Annotated in this window: 15 protein-coding genes; 5 read left to right on the top strand and 10 right to left on the bottom strand. The window is 72.7% G+C overall.

The window, feature by feature from the left end; genetic code table 11:
* Positions 1-77: 77 nt before the first annotated feature.
* The 4 genes from ACNHYB_RS15955 to ACNHYB_RS15940 form a co-directional block, all read right to left on the bottom strand.
* Positions 78-1,250, bottom strand: a complete 1,173-nt coding sequence (locus ACNHYB_RS15955; RefSeq protein WP_418276343.1) for a Gfo/Idh/MocA family protein — start codon at positions 1,248-1,250, stop codon at positions 78-80.
* A gap of 111 nt (positions 1,251-1,361) precedes the next feature.
* Complete coding sequence (locus ACNHYB_RS15950; protein WP_418276342.1) at positions 1,362-2,429, bottom strand: substrate-binding domain-containing protein; 1,068 nt, start codon at positions 2,427-2,429, stop codon at positions 1,362-1,364.
* 81 nt (positions 2,430-2,510) lie between these two features.
* A complete protein-coding gene (locus ACNHYB_RS15945) occupies positions 2,511-3,545 on the bottom strand; it encodes an ABC transporter permease (RefSeq protein ID WP_418276341.1) in 1,035 nt (344 codons plus the stop codon).
* Entirely contained in the window at positions 3,542-5,062 is a 1,521-nt protein-coding gene (locus ACNHYB_RS15940) for a sugar ABC transporter ATP-binding protein (RefSeq protein ID WP_418276340.1), read from the bottom strand. Before ACNHYB_RS15940 ends, ACNHYB_RS15945 begins: the two co-directional genes overlap by 4 nt.
* Positions 5,063-5,175: 113 nt before the next feature.
* Here ACNHYB_RS15940 and ACNHYB_RS15935 point away from each other — a divergent pair, with 113 nt between their 5' ends.
* Together ACNHYB_RS15935 and ACNHYB_RS15930 are read left to right on the top strand one after the other, a co-directional pair.
* A complete protein-coding gene (locus ACNHYB_RS15935) occupies positions 5,176-6,387 on the top strand; it encodes an ROK family protein (RefSeq protein ID WP_418276339.1) in 1,212 nt (403 codons plus the stop codon).
* Entirely contained in the window at positions 6,384-7,055 is a 672-nt protein-coding gene (locus ACNHYB_RS15930) for a ThuA domain-containing protein (RefSeq protein WP_418276338.1), read from the top strand. Before ACNHYB_RS15935 ends, ACNHYB_RS15930 begins: the two co-directional genes overlap by 4 nt.
* Before the next feature lie 5 nt (positions 7,056-7,060).
* On the opposite strand, the gene ligA is transcribed toward ACNHYB_RS15930, so the two are convergent.
* The gene (gene ligA / locus ACNHYB_RS15925; protein ID WP_418276337.1) at positions 7,061-9,511 is read right to left on the bottom strand and encodes an NAD-dependent DNA ligase LigA; all 2,451 of its coding nucleotides are present in this window, start codon (positions 9,509-9,511) and stop codon (positions 7,061-7,063) included.
* A gap of 63 nt (positions 9,512-9,574) precedes the next feature.
* Here ligA and ACNHYB_RS15920 point away from each other — a divergent pair, with 63 nt between their 5' ends.
* Together ACNHYB_RS15920 and ACNHYB_RS15915 are read left to right on the top strand one after the other, a co-directional pair.
* Entirely contained in the window at positions 9,575-10,378 is an 804-nt protein-coding gene (locus tag ACNHYB_RS15920) for a hypothetical protein (protein WP_418276336.1), read from the top strand.
* A gap of 112 nt (positions 10,379-10,490) precedes the next feature.
* Complete coding sequence (locus tag ACNHYB_RS15915; RefSeq protein ID WP_418276335.1) at positions 10,491-11,978, top strand: flavin-containing monooxygenase; 1,488 nt, start codon at positions 10,491-10,493, stop codon at positions 11,976-11,978.
* Between the two features lie 42 nt (positions 11,979-12,020).
* Here ACNHYB_RS15915 and ACNHYB_RS15910 read toward each other — a convergent pair whose 3' ends face one another.
* From ACNHYB_RS15910 to ACNHYB_RS15890, 5 genes are read right to left on the bottom strand one after another with little or no spacing between them, the layout of a single operon-like run.
* On the bottom strand, positions 12,021-13,250 hold the full coding sequence (locus ACNHYB_RS15910; RefSeq protein WP_418276334.1) for a hypothetical protein: 1,230 nt from the start codon (positions 13,248-13,250) through the stop codon (positions 12,021-12,023).
* The gene (locus ACNHYB_RS15905) at positions 13,247-13,846 is read right to left on the bottom strand and encodes a GTP-binding protein (protein WP_418276333.1); all 600 of its coding nucleotides are present in this window, start codon (positions 13,844-13,846) and stop codon (positions 13,247-13,249) included. The genes ACNHYB_RS15910 and ACNHYB_RS15905 overlap by 4 nt, the downstream gene beginning before the upstream one ends.
* Entirely contained in the window at positions 13,827-14,183 is a 357-nt protein-coding gene (locus ACNHYB_RS15900; protein ID WP_418276332.1) for a DUF742 domain-containing protein, read from the bottom strand. The genes ACNHYB_RS15905 and ACNHYB_RS15900 overlap by 20 nt, the downstream gene beginning before the upstream one ends.
* A gap of 11 nt (positions 14,184-14,194) precedes the next feature.
* Positions 14,195-14,617, bottom strand: a complete 423-nt coding sequence (locus ACNHYB_RS15895) for a roadblock/LC7 domain-containing protein (protein WP_418276331.1) — start codon at positions 14,615-14,617, stop codon at positions 14,195-14,197.
* On the bottom strand, positions 14,614-16,029 hold the full coding sequence (locus ACNHYB_RS15890; RefSeq protein ID WP_418276330.1) for an ATP-binding protein: 1,416 nt from the start codon (positions 16,027-16,029) through the stop codon (positions 14,614-14,616). The genes ACNHYB_RS15895 and ACNHYB_RS15890 overlap by 4 nt, the downstream gene beginning before the upstream one ends.
* A gap of 267 nt (positions 16,030-16,296) precedes the next feature.
* Between ACNHYB_RS15890 and ACNHYB_RS15885 the strand changes: the two genes are divergently transcribed.
* Positions 16,297-18,447, top strand: coding sequence for a prolyl oligopeptidase family serine peptidase (locus ACNHYB_RS15885; RefSeq protein ID WP_418276329.1), 2,151 nt, complete (start codon positions 16,297-16,299; stop codon positions 18,445-18,447).
* Positions 18,448-18,460: the final 13 nt, after the last annotated feature.

Raw genomic sequence — 18,460 nt, 5'->3', positions numbered from 1 at the left:
ACGTCGGCCCGGACGTGGTGGGACCGGTCGGTCGTGCGTCGGTGTGCGTCGACCTCCTCCCGTGGTCGGTCAGCCGGTCAGACGTCGAGCCAGGTGCCCTGCGCGGCACTGCGCTCGACCGCGTCCAGCACCCGCTGGACGCGGAGCCCGTCACGGAACGACGGCGCGGGATCGTGACCCGCGGCGATCGCCCCGACGAGGTCCACGACCTGGTGGGTGAACGCGTGCTCGTACCCGAGGCCGTGCCCGGGGGGCCACCAGGCCGCGACATAGGCGTGGTGGTCGGCCTCGGTGACGACGATCCGACGGAAGCCGGCCGTCTCGCCGGGCTCCTCGGCGTCGTAGTGGTGCAGGACGTTCATGTCCTCGAAGTCGAACGCGAGCGAGCCCTGGGAGCCGTTGATCTCGATGCGGATGGCGTTCTTGCGTCCCTGGGCGAACCGGGTGGCCTCGAAGACCCCCAGCCCACCACCGGACATCCGCGCCAGGAAGCTGGCGGCGTCGTCCACCGTCACCGGTCCGGTCTCCTCCCCGCCGGTCGCGGACAGGCCGGACGACGCGGTGGCGACGGGCCGCTCGGTCACGAACGTCTCGAGCATCCCCGTCACCGCGACGATCTGCTCGCCGGTGATGAACTGCGTCAGGTCGACGATGTGGGCACCGATGTCCCCGAGCGCCCCGGAGCCGGCCTTGTCCTTGTCCATCCGCCACGTCAACGGGGCGGTGGGGTCCGAGAGCCAGTCCTGCAGGTACTGGGCGCGCACGTGCCGCACCTGGCCGATGCGGCCGTCGGCGACGAGCTTGCGCGCCAGCTGGATCGCCGGGACGCGGCGGTAGGTGAAGCCGACCATCGCGCGCACGCCGCGCGCGGCGGCCCGCTCGGCGGCCTCGACCATCTGCTCGGCCTCGGCCACGGAGTTCGCCAACGGCTTCTCGCACAGGACGTGCTTGCCGGCGTCCAGCGCGGCGACCGCGATCTCGGCGTGGGTGTCCCCGGGGGTGCAGACGTCGACCAGGTCGACGTCGTCACGTTCGAGGAGACGCCGCCAGTCCGTCTCGGCCGAGTCCCAGCCGAGACGTGCGGCCGCTGCCGTCACGCGCTCGTGGTCGCGGCCGACGACGGCCGTCATCTCGGGCCGCAGCGGCAGGTCGAAGAAGTGGGGGGCCGTCCGCCACGCCTGGGAGTGAGCGGCACCCATGAACGAGTAGCCGACCATCCCGACGCCCAGGCGAGCTGGTGCATCAGCCATGTCAGTGGTCCTTCCGGTCGTGGTCGCGGCCCGCCGCCCGTGGGCAGCGGCGGCCGCGGCGGCGGGGCAGGACCGTGCCGTACCCCGCCGCCGGGTCGTGGTGGAGTCGGGTCAGGACTCGAACGCGCTGGGCAGGAACTCGCTCACGTTGTCCGCCGTCACGACGGGCGCGAAGAGCTGGACGGTGCGGGGCACGCTCGAGGACTCCAGGTCGCTCATGCTCTTCCCGTGCGCGACGAGCCGGGCGAGCTTGATGCCGTCCGCGGCCTGGGTGGCCGGGTAGACGACGGTGGCCTGCACGACGGAGTCGCCGCTCTCGATCTCCCGCATCATGTTGGCCGAACCGGCACCGCCGACCATGAAGAACTCGTCGCGCCCGGCGTTCTCGATCGCCTGCAGCACGCCGACGCCCTGGTCGTCGTCGTGGTTCCAGATGGCGTCGATCTCCGGCGCCGCCTGGAGCAGGTTCGCCGTCACCGACTCACCGCTCTGCACGGTGAACTCCGCGGCGACCTGGTTGTCGACGTCCTGACCGCAGTCGGACAGCGCGTCCTCGAAGCCCTGGCTGCGGTCCTGGGTGAGGGGCAGGGAGGCGATGCCCTGGATCTCGGCGACCACGGCGTCGGGGTCGTCGCCGATCTGCTCGCAGATGTACTGCCCGGCCGAGACGCCCATGCCGTAGTTGTCGCCCAGCACGGTGGAACGCGCGGCGAACGGGCTGGAGAACTCGCGGTCGACGTTGATGACCGGGATGCCGGCCTCCATCGCCTGGGTCGCGACGTCCGTGAGGGCCGCGCCGTCGAAGGGCAGCAGCACGATGGCGTCCACGCCGTCGGCGATGAAGCCCTCGATCTGGCTGATCTGCACGTTGACGTCGTTCGTGCCCTCCGCGACGCGGAGCTCGACGTCCTCGTAGTTCTCGGCCTCGGCCTCGGCCGCGGAGGTGATCGCGCCCATCCAGCCGTGGTCGGCCGCGGGGGCGGAGAAGCCGATGACGACGGCGTCGCCCGGTGCGTCGTTGTCGGACATGGCGGCGGAGTCGCCGCCGCCGTCGGACATCGACTCGGACTCCTCCTCGGCGGGTTCGTTGCTGACGCAGGCGGTCAGCAGGAGTGCCGAGGCGGCAAGGGCAGCGGGGACGCCGAGCATGCGCTTGGTGCGGTTCGTGCGTGCGGACATGTGATCTTCCTCGATTCGGTCCGGTCGTGCGGGGTGGGTGGTGCTGGTCGTGCTGGTGGTGCTGGTGGTGATGGAGGTGAGTCAGCTCGATCTCGACGGCTTCGAGATCCGCTGCTGGAGCAGCACGGCGCCGACGATGATCGCTCCCTTGGCGATCTGCTGCACCGAGCTGTCGAGGTTGTTGATGATGAAGATGTTCGTGAGCGTCGCGAAGATCAGGACGCCGATGACGGTGCCGACGATGGTGCCGCGCCCGCCGGCCAGGAGCGTGCCGCCGACGACGACCGCGGCGATGACGTCGAGCTCGATGAGCATGCCGTTGGTCGACGAGCCGGCCCCCGTGCGGGCCAGCAGCATGACGCCGCCGATCCCGACGGTGAGCCCGGCGAGCCCGTAGACGTACATGAGGTGCCGCTTGACCTTGATGCCGGCCAGGCGGGCGGCCTCGGGGTTGCCGCCGACGGCGACGGTGCGACGGCCGAAGGTCGTGCGGTTGAGCAGGAACCAGCCGGCGACGACGACGAGCGCGAAGATCCACACGATCTTCGGCACCCCCAGGAGGTCGCCCTGGAAGGCGTTCTCGAAGGAGGGCTGGTCGACGATCTGCGTGCGGCGGTTCGCGATGAGCTCCGCCAGGCCGCGGGCCGCGACGAGCATCGCGAGAGTCGCGATGAACGCGACCACGTTGCCGTAGGCGATGATCACGCCGTTCACGAGTCCGGCCGCCAGGCCCACGAGGAGCGCGCAGCCGACCATGACGATCCAGCCGTACTGGTCGGCCATGTCCTGCGTCGCGAGCGTCGAGGCCCACACCGTGGTCAGGCCGAGCACCGACCCCACGGACAGGTCGATGCCGCCGGTGGTGATGACGAAGGTCATGCCGATGGCCATCACGCCCGTCACGGAGGCGAGGCTGAGGATGATCGTCATGTTGGTCAGGCTCGCGAACCGCTCGCCACCGGTGAGGAAACCCACCAGGCAGAGCAGCACGAGGGCCGCGACCAGACCCAGGTTGCGGACGGTCGCCCCGGACATCCCGCGGTGATCGCGGCGGACCGCGGCCGTCGGTGCTGGGGCGTCGTCCGCCGGCTTCGGAGACGTCGGCTGCTCGCTCACGCGGCACTTCCTTCCATGACCAGGTCGAGCACCTGGTGCTCGTCGATCGATTCGGTGGGCCCGGTGTGCACGACCCGCCCCTCGGAGATCACGAGGACGCGGTCGGCAAGGCCCAGGACTTCGGGGATCTCGCTGGAGACGACGAGGACGGCGGTCCCGGCGTCGGCGAGACGGCGCACGAGGGCGTAGATCTCCGACCGTGCGCCGACGTCGACCCCGCGGGTGGGTTCGTCCAGGAGCAGCACCTCGCAGCCGTGCACCAGCCAGCGCGCGAGCATGGCCTTCTGCTGGTTGCCGCCGGACAGGGTGCGGATCGCGCGGTCGACGTCCAGGGGTCGCAGGTCGAGGGCGGCGGCCTGCTCGGCGGCGGCCGCTCGTTCGGCCCGCTCGTCGAGCCAGCCGCCGCGCGCCATCCGGGCGAAGGTCGACAACGTGATGTTCCGGTAGACGGGCTCGTCGAGGACGAGGCCCTGGCTCTTGCGCTCCTCGGGCGCCAGCCCGATGCCGGCTCCCACCGCCCGGGACACGGAGCCGTGCCGCAGATCTGTCCCGTCGAGGCTGACCGTCCCCGCCGTCGCGCGACGGGCGCCGTAGATCGTCTCCAGGATCTCCGACCTGCCGGAACCGACGAGGCCGGCCAGTCCGACGATCTCCCCCGCCCGGACCGTCAGCGAGACGTCCTCGAAGGTGCCGGAGAGCCCGAGCCCGTCGACCACGAGCCGGGTCGGGGCGTCCTCGGCGACGCCGGGGCGCACCGGGAACGAGTACTCGACGTTCTTGCCCGTCATGAGCCGGATGAGCTCCTTGGTGGGCGTCGACGCGACCGGCAGGTTCCGCCCGACCGTGACGCCGTCCTTGAGGACGGTGATGCGGTCGCCGATCCGACGGATCTCGTCGAGCCGGTGGGAGATGTAGATGATCGCGATGCCCTGGGCGGTGAGCTCCTCGACGACGCGGAAGAGGTTGTCCACCTCCCCCGAGTCCAGGACGGCGGAGGGTTCGTCCATGACGATCACCCGGGCCTCCCGGGACAGGGCTCGGGCCATGGAGACGACCTGCTTGCCCGCTGCCGACAGCGTCGCGACCTCGCGATGGGGGGCGATCTCGGGGTGTCCGAGCCGTTCCATGACCTCGCGGGTCCGGCATGCGACGTCGCGACGCCGGGTGAACCCGACGCGGTCCAGCTCGTGACCGAGGTAGATGTTCTCCGCGACGGTCAGGCCGTCGACGACGTCGAGCTCCTGGTACATCGTCGCGACGCCGTGCTCGAGCGCCGCGTCGGGGTGCGGGAACTGGATCTGCTGCCCGTCGAGGAGGATCGTGCCCGCGGTGGGCTGGTGCGCGCCGGCGAGCACCTTGATGAGGGTGGACTTGCCCGCGCCGTTCTGGCCGAGGAGGCAGTGGACCTCTCCGGGCAGGACGTCCAGATCGACGCCGTCCAGCGCCTTGGCGCCCGGGAAGTGCTTGACGATTCCTTGCATCTGCAGCAGCGGTGCTGGGGGGTCTTCGGTGACCATGCGATGAATCTAGACACGACTTCTGTTCACCGTCAATCATAAGTTCCGGTACTTTGGGATCGTTACATCGTCGTGATGTAGTCGTGGACCCAGAAGGTGTCACCCGAGGAGGCGTGGTTCACTGTGCTCATGGAAGGGCTGGTCAAGTTCCCCCGCGACCCACGGGAGCAGGCGACACGTTCCAGCTGTTCCGTGACGGCAGGCCCCGGACCAGGTCCTCCCTGGTCACCGAGACCGGCCAGTCCCGGTCCACCGTCGCGGCACGCATCGACGCCCTGTGCGCCGTCGGGCTGCTCGCGCCGGCCGGCGAGGCCACCAGCACCGGCGGCCGCCCGCCGTCGACGTTCGCGTTCGACCCGCACAACCGGATCGTGCTCGGTGTCGACCTCGGTGCCACGCACGCCCGGCTCGCCGTGACCGACCTGTCCGGGACTCCGCTGACGCTCCTCGACGAGCCCCTGGCGATCGCCGACGGTCCCGAGCACGTCCTGAGCTGGGTGGCGGAGGCCGGGGCGAAGCTCGTGGCCCAGGCCGGCCGGGACGTGGGCGAGCTCGCCGGCATCGGCGTCGGTCTGCCCGGCCCCGTCGACCACACCACCGGACGCCCCGCCAGCCCGCCGATCATGCCGGGCTGGGACGGCACCGACGTCCCCGCCGAGCTGCACGCCCGGCTCGGCGCACCCGTGATGGTCGACAACGACGTCAACATCATGGCCCTCGGCGAGCACCGCACCGTCTGCCCCGACGTCGACGACCTGCTGTTCGTCAAGGTCGCCACGGGCATCGGCGCCGGGGTCATCCTCGACGGCAGGATCCGTCGCGGCGCCCAGGGCGCCGCCGGGGACATCGGCCACGTGACCGTCCCCGGCGCCGCCGACATCCCGTGCCGCTGCGGCAACGTGGGCTGCCTCGAGGCCGTCGCCGGGGGCCTGTCCATCGCCCAGCGACTGCGGGACCAGGGGGCCACGGTCAGCGGGACCACCGACATCGTCGACCTGGTCAGGGCGGGGGACGTGGCCGCCGGCCAGGCCGTGCGGCAGGCGGGACGCGACATCGGCTCGGTGCTCGCCGCCTCGGTCAGCCTGCTCAACCCGGCGCGTATCGTGATCGGTGGGATCCTCGCCGGAGCCGGCGAGCACCTCATGGCCGGCATCCGCGAGGTCGTCTACCAACGCTCGCTGCCGCTGGCCACGCAGCACCTGCGCATCGTCGGCTCCGGCGCCGGCGCGCAGGCCGGCGTGGTCGGGGCCGCGACCCTGGTCACCGAGCAGTACCTGGCACCCGCCTCGGTCGAGGCGCTCATCACCACCCAGGAGGCATCGTGACCACCCGCACCGCCCTCGTCGTCCGCGGCGGCTGGGAGGGCCACGACCCCGTCGGGACCACCGAGCTCTTCGTCCCCGCCCTGCGCGAGGCAGGGTTCGACGTCCAGATCGAGACCGCGCTCGAGGTCTACGCCGACGAGTCCGTGATGTCGCAGACCGACCTGGTGGTCCAGTCGTGGACGGTGGGCGACATCCTCGCCGACGAGATGCACGGGCTGCGGGTGGCGGTGGAGAACGGCACCGGCCTGGCCGGCTGGCACGGCGGCCTGCTCGACGCGTTCCGCAACGCCACCGACTACCACCTGCTCGTGGGCGGACAGTTCGTCGCGCACCCGGACGACACGATCGACCACGAGGTCGACGTCCGTCCCGAGCGCGCCGACCACGAGATCGTCGCGGGCCTGCCCCCTCGGCTCGCGCTGCGCACCGAGCAGTACTGGGTCCAGACGGACGCCGCCTGCGACGTGCTCATGACCACGACGCACGCCCCGCGCCCCACCGTCCCGTGGCACGAGCCGGTCACCGTCCCGGTGACCTGGACCCGCCGCTGGGGCAAGGGGAAGATCTTCGCCTGCACGCTCGGACACTCCGTCACCGAGCTGCAGGAGCCGACCGTCCACGAGATGGTGCGGCGCGGGTTGCTCTGGGCGGCGCGCGGCCCCCGCTGACCTCCTCAGGTGGTCCCGAGCGCTCCCGGACCGCCCTGCAGCAGGGCGGTGAACCCGGCCTCGTCGAGGATCGGCACCCCCAGCTCCTCGGCCTTGGCGGCCTTGGACCCGGCGTTCTCCCCCACCACGACGTAGTCGGTCCTCTTCGACACGGACCCGGCCGCCTTGCCCCCGGCCTCCAGGATCGCCTCCTTGGCGCCGTCGCGGGTGTAGCCCTCCAACGAGCCCGTCACCACCACGGTCAGCCCGGCCAGCGGGCCGGTCGGACCGTCGGCCACCTTCTCGGCCATGGCTGCCGGGCCCGGGTGCCCCGGGGTCTCGAACCGCACCCCGGCACGCTCCCACGCCTCCACGATCTCGCGGTGCCACGGGACCTCGAACCAGGCGATCAGCTCGTCCGCGATCACCGGGCCGACGCCGTCGACGGCCGCCAGGTCCTCCTGGGACGCCGCGCGCACGGCGTCCAGCGAGCCGAACCAGTCCGCGAGCGCCCGTGCCGCCACGGGGCCGACGTGCCGGATGTTGAGGGAGACGAGGATGCGCCAGAGGTCCTTGGTGCGGGCGCGTCCGAGCTCGTCGAGGAGCTTGGTGGCCTGCGCGTTCGGCTCGTACAGCGACTCGCCGGCGTCGAGGGCCTCGCGCTCGGCGGCTCGTGACAGCTTGCGCCTCTTCTGGAAGGGGCGCACGACCTTGACGGTGGCGGTGGAGCCGTCGGGCATCGGGACCTCGGCGGACTCCCCGCGTCCGTCCCACTCCTTGGGCAGTCCGGTCTCCGCGTCACGGACGACCGCCTTGATCGGAGCGAGCTCGTCGAGGGTGAGGTCGAAGAGCCGCGCCTCGGTGCGCAACGGTGGCTCGGCAGGCTCGAGGGGCTGGGTGAGTGCCGCGGCGGTCACCTCGCCGAGGGCGTCGACGTCCAGGCCGCCCCGCGAGCCGATGTGCTCCACCCGTCCGCGGACCTGCGCGGGGCAGGACTCGGCGTTCGGGCAGCGCAGGTCGACGTCCCCCTCCTTCATGGGCCGCAGGGGCGTGCCGCACTCGGGGCAGTCCGCCGGCATCACGAAGTCCTCGCGGGGGTGGCCGTCGTCGGCGAGCGCCGTGACCGGGCCGAGGATCTCGGGGATGACGTCGCCCGCCTTGCGGAGCACCACCATGTCGCCGATCCGCACGCCCTTGGCGCGTACGACGTCCTGGTTGTGCAGGGTCGCCTGACGCACGGTGGAGCCCGCGACGGTCACCGGTTCCATGACGGCGTAGGGCGTCGCCCGACCGGTGCGCCCGACACCCACCTGGATCGCGACCAGGCGTGTGGTGACCTCCTCGGGCGGGTACTTGTAGGCGATGGCCCAGCGGGGGGCGCGGCTGGTGGTGCCGAGGCGGCGCTGGTCGGCCAGCGCGTCCACCTTGACGACGATGCCGTCCAGCTCGTGCTCGATGTCGTGCCGGTGCTCGGCGAAGTGCTCGATCATCTCCAGCACGCCGTCGACGCCCTGGACGACACGGTTGTGCGGGGAGACGGGGATGCCCCACTGCTCGAACAGGGCGTACGCGTCGGACTGGTTGGCCAGCTCCTCGTGCTCGCTCTCGGTCCACTGCAGCGCACCCACGCCGTGGGCGTACATGCGCAGCGACTCCACCCGGGCGAGGCCGGCCTCGAGCTCTGGGCCCTCCTTCTTGTCCAGGAGCTGGCGCAGTCCGCCGGCCGCCGCGTTGCGCGGGTTGGCGAACTGGGGGAACCGGCGCAGCGCGGCGACGCGGGCACGCTCGTCGTCGAACTCCTGTGCCGTGCCGCTGCGGGAGCCGGCGCGTTCCCGCGCCTCGGCGACCACCCGGTCCCGCAGCTGCGCCTGCAGCTCGTTGAGCCGGGCGAAGGACTCCACCGGGATGAAGACCTCGCCACGGACCTCGACGACGTCGGGGTGGTCGCTGCCCTGGAGCTCGTGGGGGATCTGCGCGATCCGCAGCGCGTTGGCCGTGATGTCCTCACCGGTGCGGCCGTCGCCACGGGTGGCGGCGCGGACCAGCCGCCCGCGCTCGTACAGCAGCGCGATCGCCAGCCCGTCGATCTTCACCTCGGACAGGTAGCCGACGGCGCCGCCCGGCTCGCCGACGTCCCGCGCGACCCGGGCGTCCCAGGCCTGCAGCTCCTCGGTGCTGAACACGTTGTCCAGCGAGAGCATCCGTTCGACGTGCTCGACCGTGGTGAACCCGGACGCCGGGCGCCCCCCGACCCGTCGGGTCGGCGACTCCGGGACGCGTAGGGCCGGGTGGGCGGCCTCGATGTCGGCGAGCTCGCGCAGGCGGGCGTCGTACTCGGCGTCGGAGACCCGGGGCGCGTCCTGCTCGTAGTACGCGGCCTGGTCCTCCTCGATCAGCGCCACCAGCTCGGTCCAGCGGCGCCGGGCCGCGGTCTCGTCCAGCTGGGCGGCGTCGACGGGGGGTTCGGTGTCGGTCACGGCACCATCTTGCCGCGGGTCGCCGACATCCACCGGCGCCGAGCCCTGGGGCAGGATGGAGTCATGGCACGCGCGCTGACCACGCTCGGGCTCGACGTCGACCTGACCGCCGACCCCTGGCGCTACCCGGGACCGTCGGCCACCACGGCGGGACTGCTCCACGCAGGGTCGTTCCACCCGCTGCGCGAGGCCGACGGCGGCTGGGTCGACGACGACGACGCACCGCTCGACACGCTGCTGCTGCGCGCCGGTGCGCCCGGCGTCGGCGCACGGCACGCCGTCGTCGGGATCGGTTCCAACGCGGCACCGGCCGTCCTGGACCGCAAGCTCGCCGGAGCCGGCGTCCCGACGACGGTGCCGCTGCTGACCGCCCGCGCGACCGGCCTCGCGGTGGGGCACCTGCCGCACGTCAACCCTCGCGGCTACGTCGCCGCCGTCCCGCTCGCCCGCACGCGCGCCGGCACCGGCACGCCCGAGAGCGCAGACCTCGCGGTCGTCGTGGTCCTGCTGACGACGGAGCAGGTCGCGGCGCTCGACGCCACGGAACCGCGGTACCTGCGACGCACGGGCGCTCACGACGTCCACGGCGTCGACCTCGCGGGGCTCGCCGGACCCTGGTCGCTCTACGTCTCGCGGCTCGGAGCGGTCGCGGACGACGACGGGGCGCCGCTGCCCCGCTCGAGCCAGGAGGACCTGTGGCGCACGTTGCGCCACGACCAGGTCCTGGCGGCCCTCGTCGGCCACGGCGACCACCGGGCGGTCGCTCGTCGACTGGCGGGCGACGCCGTCCTGCGCGACCAGGTGAGCGCCCGGCTGGTGGAACGGGGCACACCCTCGACCGGGCTCGAGAGCCTGGCACCGGCCTGAGGCACGGGCGGCTCCGTTCAGGGCAAGAGTCCTGTTCAGGCCTATCCTCCGAGATGTCCGGACCGCTACGCTCTCGGGGTTGACGACCACTCGATCGAAAGCAGGGACGCTGATGAAGATCGCTGTCGTGGGCGCCGGGTTCGCCGGTCTCGCCAGTGCAAAGATCCTCCGGGAGGCGGGCCACGAGGTCGTCGTGTTCGAGAAGGCCCCCGACGTCGGCGGGGTCTGGAGCGCGACGCGTCGGTACTCCGGCCTGACCACCCAGAACAACAAGGGCTCGTACGCCTTCAGCGACCTGCCCATGCCGCGCCACTACCCCGAGTGGCCCACCGGCGAGCAGGTCCAGGACTACCTCGAGCAGTACGTCGCCCGGCACGACCTGGCGCCGCTGCTGCGCCTGTCGACGGAGGTCGTGCGGGCCGAGCTCTCGCCCGCCGAGGACGCGTGGCTCGTCACCGCACGCCACTCGGGCGAGGCGGTCCGCGACCCCGAGCAGTTCGACCACCTCGTGGTCGCCAACGGCATCTTCTCCGACCCGGTGATCCCCCAGTTCGACGGGCTCGCCAGCCTGCTGCGCGCCGGCGGCAAGATCGTGGCGGCGAGCCAGGTCCCCACGACGGCGGAGGCGGAGGGCAAGCACGTCGTCGTCGTCGGCTACGGCAAGTCAGCCTGCGACGTCGCGGCAGCCGTCGCGGACGGTGCGGCGAGCACCTCCGTGGTGGCACGACACCTGCTGTGGAAGATGCCCAAGAAGCTCGGCAAGGCGCTCAACTACAAGTACCTGCTCCTGACCCGCCTGGGCGAGGCGTTGTTCCGCTACCAGGACCTCGAGGGCACCGCCGAGAAGTTCCTGCACGGCCCGGGCGACCCGGTCCGGCGCTCGATGGTCGCCAGCGTCGGAGCCGTCACGACCAAGCAGCTGCGCCTCAAGGAACTCGGCCTCGTGCCGCACAGCGAGTTCGAGACGATCGCCCGTTCCAACGTCTCGCTCGCCACCGACGGGTTCTCCGAACACGTCGAGCACGGACGCATCACCGTGCACCGCGAGGCCGAGATCGAGCGGTTCACCACGGACGACGACGGAGCGCCCGTGGCGATCCTCAGCGACGGGTCCACCGTGCGCGCCGACCTGGTGGTCTGCGGCACCGGGTTCCACCAGCGGGTGCCGTTCCTGGACGACGACGTGACCCGCCGACTCCAGGACGACCGCGGCAACTTCCAGCTCTACCGCCAGATCCTGCCGCACGACGTCCCGCACCTGACCTTCGCCGGCTACAACTCGTCGTTCTTCTCGCCGTTGTCGGCCGAGATCGGCGCGGTGTGGACGGCGGCGCTGCTGGCCGGGGCGTTCACCCTGCCCCCGGTCGAGGTGCGTCGCGAGCACGTCACCGACCGAGTCGACTGGATGGAGAAGCGGACGGAGGGCCGCCACGCCCGCGGCACGAACGTCATCCCGTTCTCGATGCACCAGATCGACGAGATGCTCGACGACCTCGACCTCAACCTCTCCGCGCCGCGGCGAGCAGGTCAGTGGCTGCTGCCCGTGGACCCGTCGGCCTACCGGGGCGTCGCCGGCCGACTCCAGGAACGGCTCGCCTGAACCTCGGCGGGGCTCCCGGTCACGGCGGGGCTCCCGGTCACGTCAACGACGACGCACCGGGAGCTCTGCCGGGTGGCGCACCCACGCGGAGCGGACGGGCACGACCTGCTCCGGCTCGACGGCCAGCTCCAGGTTCTCCAGGCGCGCGACGAGGTGCCCGACGACGAGCCTCGTCACCAGCGGCGCCGACCGGTGCGCGGGACACGCGTGCGCGCCCACGCCCCAGGTGAGGTGGAACCGGGCGTCGACCTGCTCCCACGGGTCCGCCACCTGCACGGCACGGTCCTGGTTCGCCGCCGCCACCGCCGGCACCACGGCGTCGCCCGCGGCGATCGCCTGCCCTCCGAGGGTGCCGTCGTTGAGCACGAACCGTGGCTGCAGGTGGGGCAGCGGCGGTGACGTCCGGGCGATCTGGCCGAGCGCGTCGTCCAGGGAGATCCGGCCGCCGTGCAGCTGCGCGGCCAGCTCGCGGTCGACGAACAGCCGGTGCAGCGCCGTCGCGATCCACGCGACCCACGCGTCGTGGGCCGTCCTGAAGAGCAGGGAGATGGCGCCCATCACCTCGAGGTCGTGCACGTGGTCCGGGTGCGCGACCAGCGCGGAGGTGAGGTCGTCACCGGGTTCCGCCCGCTTCTGTGCGACGAACGTGGCCAGGAGGTTCTCCAGGTCGACCGACGCCTGGTAGGCCTCGTCGGTGCCGGACCTCGCCGCGACGGTGAGGGTGTGCATGCGGCGCGCGTCGGTGGGGTTCATGCCGAACATCTCGGCCAGGACCCGCACCGGGACGTCGACGGCGAGCTCGGCCACGAGGTCCCCTGCACCCCGCGACATCAGGTTGTCCAGGATCGACGTGCAGGCCACCGTGACCGTCCGCGTGACCCGGCGCTCGTCGAGGGACGCCAGCACGTCGTCCAACGCCGACCTGAGCCGGCGGTGCTCGTCGCCGTCACGGTCGAGGGCGCTGTCGCGCTGCGCGACCACCGCCCGCGCCGGCGAGCGCCAGGCCACCAGCCGTTCCCGCTCGTAGCGCCAGTCCCGCGAGTCGCGCGAGTACATCGCCGAGTTCCGCAGCACCGTGGAGACCTCGTCGTAGCCCAGGGCGAGCCAGGCCGGCAGCCCCGGTTCGAGGTCCACCGGCGCCACGTTCCCCCAGCGGGAACGCAGCGCGTCGTACGCCGCACCCGGGTCGGGCGCCCCGGCGAGGTCGGCGAGCAGCGGACGGTCGGCGATCTGCTCCAGCCGGACCGTCCGGACGGCCGACGTCAGGCTCATGCGGCGGCGCTCCCGGCCGTACGGCGACGCAGCGCGTGCTCCACGAGCGTCACCAGGGCGGCCACGGCCTGTGCACGCTGCCGCAGGTCCCCGGACACCACCGGGGTGCCGACCGGCAGGTCGAGCGCCTCCCGGACGGCCTCGTCGGGATGCTGCGGGGAGCCCGGGAACTGGTTCACCACGACCGCCAGGGGCAGGTCCGTCTTCTCCTCGATCTGGTCCAGGACCTCGAAGCTGTCCTCCAGCCGACGGGTGTCCACCAGGACGAGCACGCCCAGCGCCCCGTCCGCCAGACCGGCCCACAGGTCCCAGAACCGCCGCTGCCCCGGGGTCCCGAACAGGTACAGGGCGGTGCTGCCGCCGAGGGTGACCCGCCCGAAGTCCATCGCGACGGTGGTGGTCGCCTTCTGCGCCACGTACGGGTCGACGCCGACGCTCGCCGTCGTGACCGACTCCTCGGTGCGCAGCATCGGGATCTCGCTCACCGCGTCGATCAGCGTCGTCTTGCCGACGCCGTAGGCACCCACGACGAGCACCTTGACCGACCGCTCGACCGTCGAGGACAGGTGGCGCGGCTCAGAGGTTGCGGAGTCCATCGAGCACCTCCTCCAGCAGCCCCGTGTCGGGCAGTCCCGCCCCGGAGCCCGAACGGATCGTCAGGTGGCCGGCGTCCACCAGGTCGGAGACGAGCACGGCCACCAGGCTCACCGGCAGCCGCAGGTAGGCGGCGATCTCCGCCAGGGCGAGTGTGCCCCGGCAGATCTCGAGGACCGCGCGCTCGTAGCGTCCCGTCGCCCGTACCGGGTCGCGCCGGTCGTCCTGCGCCACGCACAGGAGCGTCTCGGGGCGCAACGTGTTGCGCGTCGGGTGCGCCCGGCCGCCCGTCAGGACGTAGGAACGGACCGGATGGTCCCGGAACCCCTCGGAGTGCATGGCCCGCCCCCTCAACGACCGACTGGCTTGGTGCCGAGCGTGCGCTCACCGATCTGGAGCACCTGCGCCTGCATCTGCTGGGCGACCAGGCCGGGGTCGACGCCGGCCCGGGTCACCACCGCCAGGCGCGACCCGTCGCCGGCGCCCCGCACGAAGAGGAACCCGCCGTCGAACTCCACGACCACCTGGCGCAGCGTGTCGCTCTCCCCGAACTCGCGCCCCATGCTCAGGCCCAGGGCGACCAGGCCCGCGCAGGCCGCCGCGACCTTGTCGGCGGTGTCGGGGTCGGTCGAGTCGGTCCGCACCTTCACCAGGCCGTCGGAGCTCAGCACGACGGCGTGCCGCACGCCGCGGACGTCGGCCACGAGGTCGAGCATCCAGCTCTCGGGGTGGGCGGTCAGGGGCGTGGTGGCGCCCGGGGGGTGCATCGTCATCGGTCCTCCGAGGTAGCGTCCGCCTCGACGGGCGGCTCGTCGTGCTGGGGATCGTGCGGTGGGTCGAGCTCGTCGTGCGGTGCCCGTGCCGCCAGGTCGCGTGCGTCGTCGCCGGCCGAGAAGAAGGCTCCGATCCAGGCGCCGGCCTCCTCCGCCGACTGGTCCGGCGCCCTCACCGCGGGGGGCGGGGCGGTCGACCCTCGCGCCCCGGACGCCGCGGCGTCCGCCGGCGTACCGGGCTCGCCGCGCCGTGACCGGCGCTGCGGCAGGACAGGGGGTCCGGCGACCGCGGGGGTCCCCGTGCCGGTGGTCGTGGCGGGGAGCGCGGCGGCTCCGCCGACGGACCGCGCACCACCGTCACGCGCGACGAGGCCCGAGGAGCTCCCGGCGGGCAGGCCGCCGGGGTCCAGGGCGCTCGTGGCCGACCTGCCGGCGTCGGTCGTCCAGGCGTCGTCGGCGCTGGGTGCGAGCACCGTCGGCGTATCGGCCGCGACCTCCATCAGGGCGTCGGGGACCAGCACCACGGCGCGCAGCCCTCCGTACACCGACTCCATGAGGTCGACCCGCAGGTCGAGGAAGCGTGCGTAGGTGCCGACGACGGCGAGCCCGGTCTGCGGGACCTCCCCCAGGTCGGCGACGGTCACCGTGGTGGCGCCGCTCGCCACCGCCCGGACACGGAGCAGCTCGCGGGCGTCCATCCCGACGCCGCAGTCGTCGATCTCGATGACGGCACCGCGCTGGACCTGCCGCAGCGTGACGAGGACCTGGGTGTTGGGGGGCGAGCACTGGGTGGCGTTCGCGAGCAGCTCGGCGACGACGTGGATCAGCGCCTCCACGGCGCGTCCGGTCACGGCCAGGCCGGGGTCCCCGGAGACCTCGACCCGGTGGAAGGCGGTGATGCGGCCGGCGGCCGCGTGCACGACGTCGGGCAGCGCGAGCGGGTCGTCCCAGCTCTGGCCGGGGCGCCGTCCGCACAGCGCGACGAGGCACTGGGCCTGACGGGCGTGCTGGGCGGCGGCATGGTCGATCCGCATCGAGGTCTGCAGCACGTCCGGGTCGCTGGAGTGCCGCTGCACCATGCGCGCGGCCTCCTCCTGGACACGGTGCGCGGAGGCCTGCACCTTGCGGCTGAGCGCGACGACGGCCGTCTCGACCGCGGCTCGTTCGTCCAGCCGGCCGGTCTGCTCACGGGTGAGCGCCTCGGTGGTCGCCGCCAGGGACGACGAGGCCTCGGAGAGCTCGGCCGCGAGGCGGTCGCGCTCGAGGACGAGGGACCTGAAGACCCGGTGGTCCCGCCGGGACGCTCGCCCGAGCAGCACGGCCGCGACGACCGGCAGGGCGACGGCCGCGGAGCCGAGGACCCAGGCCTCCCACCCCGCACCGACACCACCGACCATTGGAAGCGCTGCCACGCAGAGCACCATGAGCGCGACGCACAACCACGGCAGAACCCTCGTGCTCGCGTGCGGTCTCGCTGACGCTGACGTACTCACTGCACCCCCGTTGGTGTCAGGAGGGTCCAGCGGCGTCGAGCTCAAGACCACACGAAAACGGCCTTCTCCGCGAACCCCCTGGAATGACTGCTGACCGGGCACAGTGGCCCTGACCTGGAATTTCTACCACATCGGACCTTTCGGCGGAAGGGTTCACCGCGCCCGAGGCGACTAGTCTCAGGGGCGATGACTGCCGAACCCCGCGACCTCGTCGACGACACCGCACCCACCGATCCGCACCTCTGGCTGGAGGACGTCGAGGGCGCCGCAGCGCTCGGGTGGGTCCGCGAGCGCAACGACGCCGCCCACCGTGCCCTCGGCGGGGAGCGCCTGGCCGCCACCGAGGCCGCGCTGCTCGAGGTGCTGGACTCCGACGACCGCATCCCGGCCGTGTCCCGGATCGGCGACCACCTGTACAACTTCTGGCGCGACGCCGCCCACCCGCGCGGTCTGTGGCGTCGCACCACCCCGGAGTCCTACCGCACCCAGGACCCTGCCTGGGAGACCGTCCTGGACCTGGACGCCCTCGCCGCCGCCGAGCAGACGTCCTGGGTGTGGCACGGTGCCGGCGTGCTGCGCCCCACCCCCGCCCAGCTCGCCGCGGGCGAGCCGTGGCGGCGCGCCCTGGTGGACCTCTCCCCCGGCGGCTCCGACGCCGACGTGACACGCGAGCTCGACCTCGTCGACCTGAGGTTCGTGCCACCCGAGGAGGGCGGCTTCGAACGGCCGCTCGCCAAGGGCGGGCTCGGCTGGGTGGACGCGGACACCGTCTACGCGTACACCGACCTCGGCCCCGGCAGCCTGACGACGTCCGGCTACCCCCGCGTGGTCAAGCTGTGGAGGCGCGGCACCGCGCTCGACGACGCCCCGGTCGTCTTCGAGGCCGCCGAGCAGGACCTGTCGGTCTCCGCCGGCCGGTCCCGCACCCCCGGGTTCGAGCGCGACGTCGTCCGGCGCGGGCTCGCGTTCTACCGGTCCGAGACCTACCTGGTGGACGACGTCGGCACGCCGGACCAACGGCTGACGAAGATCGACGTGCCCGACTCCGCGGACGTGGGCTTCCACCGCGAGTGGATCCTGGTGGAGCTGCGCGAGGACTGGGACGTGGGCGGACGCACCTACGCGGCCGGGTCGCTGCTGGCCACGACCGTCGACGCCTTCCAGGCCGGTTCGCGCGACCTGACCGTGCTGTTCGCGCCCACGGCGAGCACCTCGCTGGTCGGCGCCACCTGGACCCGGCACCACCTCGTCGTCAACGTGCTCGACGACGTCAAGAACGCCGTGCACGTCCTCACCCCGCCGGAGCCCGCCGACCCCGGCGCGCGCTGGGCACGTTCCGACCTCGCCGTCGGCGGCGGGCTCCTGACGGTCGGGGTCCGAGCCGTCTCGGCGATCGACAGCGACGACGTCTGGGTGACCACCACCGGCTACCTCACGCCGTCCACCCTGGCGCTCGCGACCGTCGTCGGGCCCCTGGGCGAACCGCGTGAGCCGGAGCCGCTCAAGGCCGCGCCGGCGTTCTTCGAGTCCGAGGGGCTCGTCGTCGACCAGCACTTCGCCACCTCCGACGACGGCACGCGGGTGCCGTACTTCGTGGTGGGACGCGAGGACCTGGTGCGACCCGCCGACGCGACGACGCCCGGGTCCGCGCCCACCCTGCTGTACGGCTACGGCGGCTTCGAGATCTCGCTGCTGCCCGGCTACTCCGGCACCGTGGGACGCGCCTGGCTGGCACGTGGCGGGGTGTACGTCGTGGCGAACGTCCGCGGCGGCGGCGAGTACGGGCCGGGCTGGCACCAGGCGGCCCTGCGCGAGAAGCGTCACCGCGCCTACGAGGACTTCGCGGCCGTCGCCCGCGACGTCGTCGCCCGCGGCATCACCACGCCCGCGCACCTCGGTGCGCAGGGCGGGTCCAACGGCGGCCTGCTGGCCGGCAACATGCTGACGCGGTATCCCGACCTGTTCGGCGCGGTCGTGGTCCAGGTGCCCCTGCTGGACATGCGGCGCTACTCCCGGCTGCTCGCGGGGGCGTCGTGGACCGCGGAGTACGGCGACCCCGACGTCGCGGAGGACTGGGAGTTCCTGCGCACGTTCTCGCCCTACCACCAGTTCGACGGGGACCGCGAGCACCCGCCGGTGCTGTTCACGACCTCGACCAAGGACGACCGGGTCCACCCAGGGCACGCGCGCAAGATGGCGGCGCTCATGCTCGCGGCAGGCCAGGACGTCACCTACTACGAGAACGTCGAGGGCGGTCACGGCGGGGCGGCGGACAACGCGCAGGCCGCGCACATGGCCGCCCTGGCGTGGACGTTCCTGGCCGAGCGCCTCGGCTGAGCGCACCCCGGCC

It is taken from the genome of Isoptericola jiangsuensis, assembly GCF_048320105.1.
Lineage (GTDB): Bacteria > Actinomycetota > Actinomycetes > Actinomycetales > Cellulomonadaceae > Isoptericola > Isoptericola jiangsuensis_A.
The sequence above is the reverse complement of the archived record's forward strand: the minus strand, read 5'-3'. Positions and strand labels throughout refer to the sequence as shown.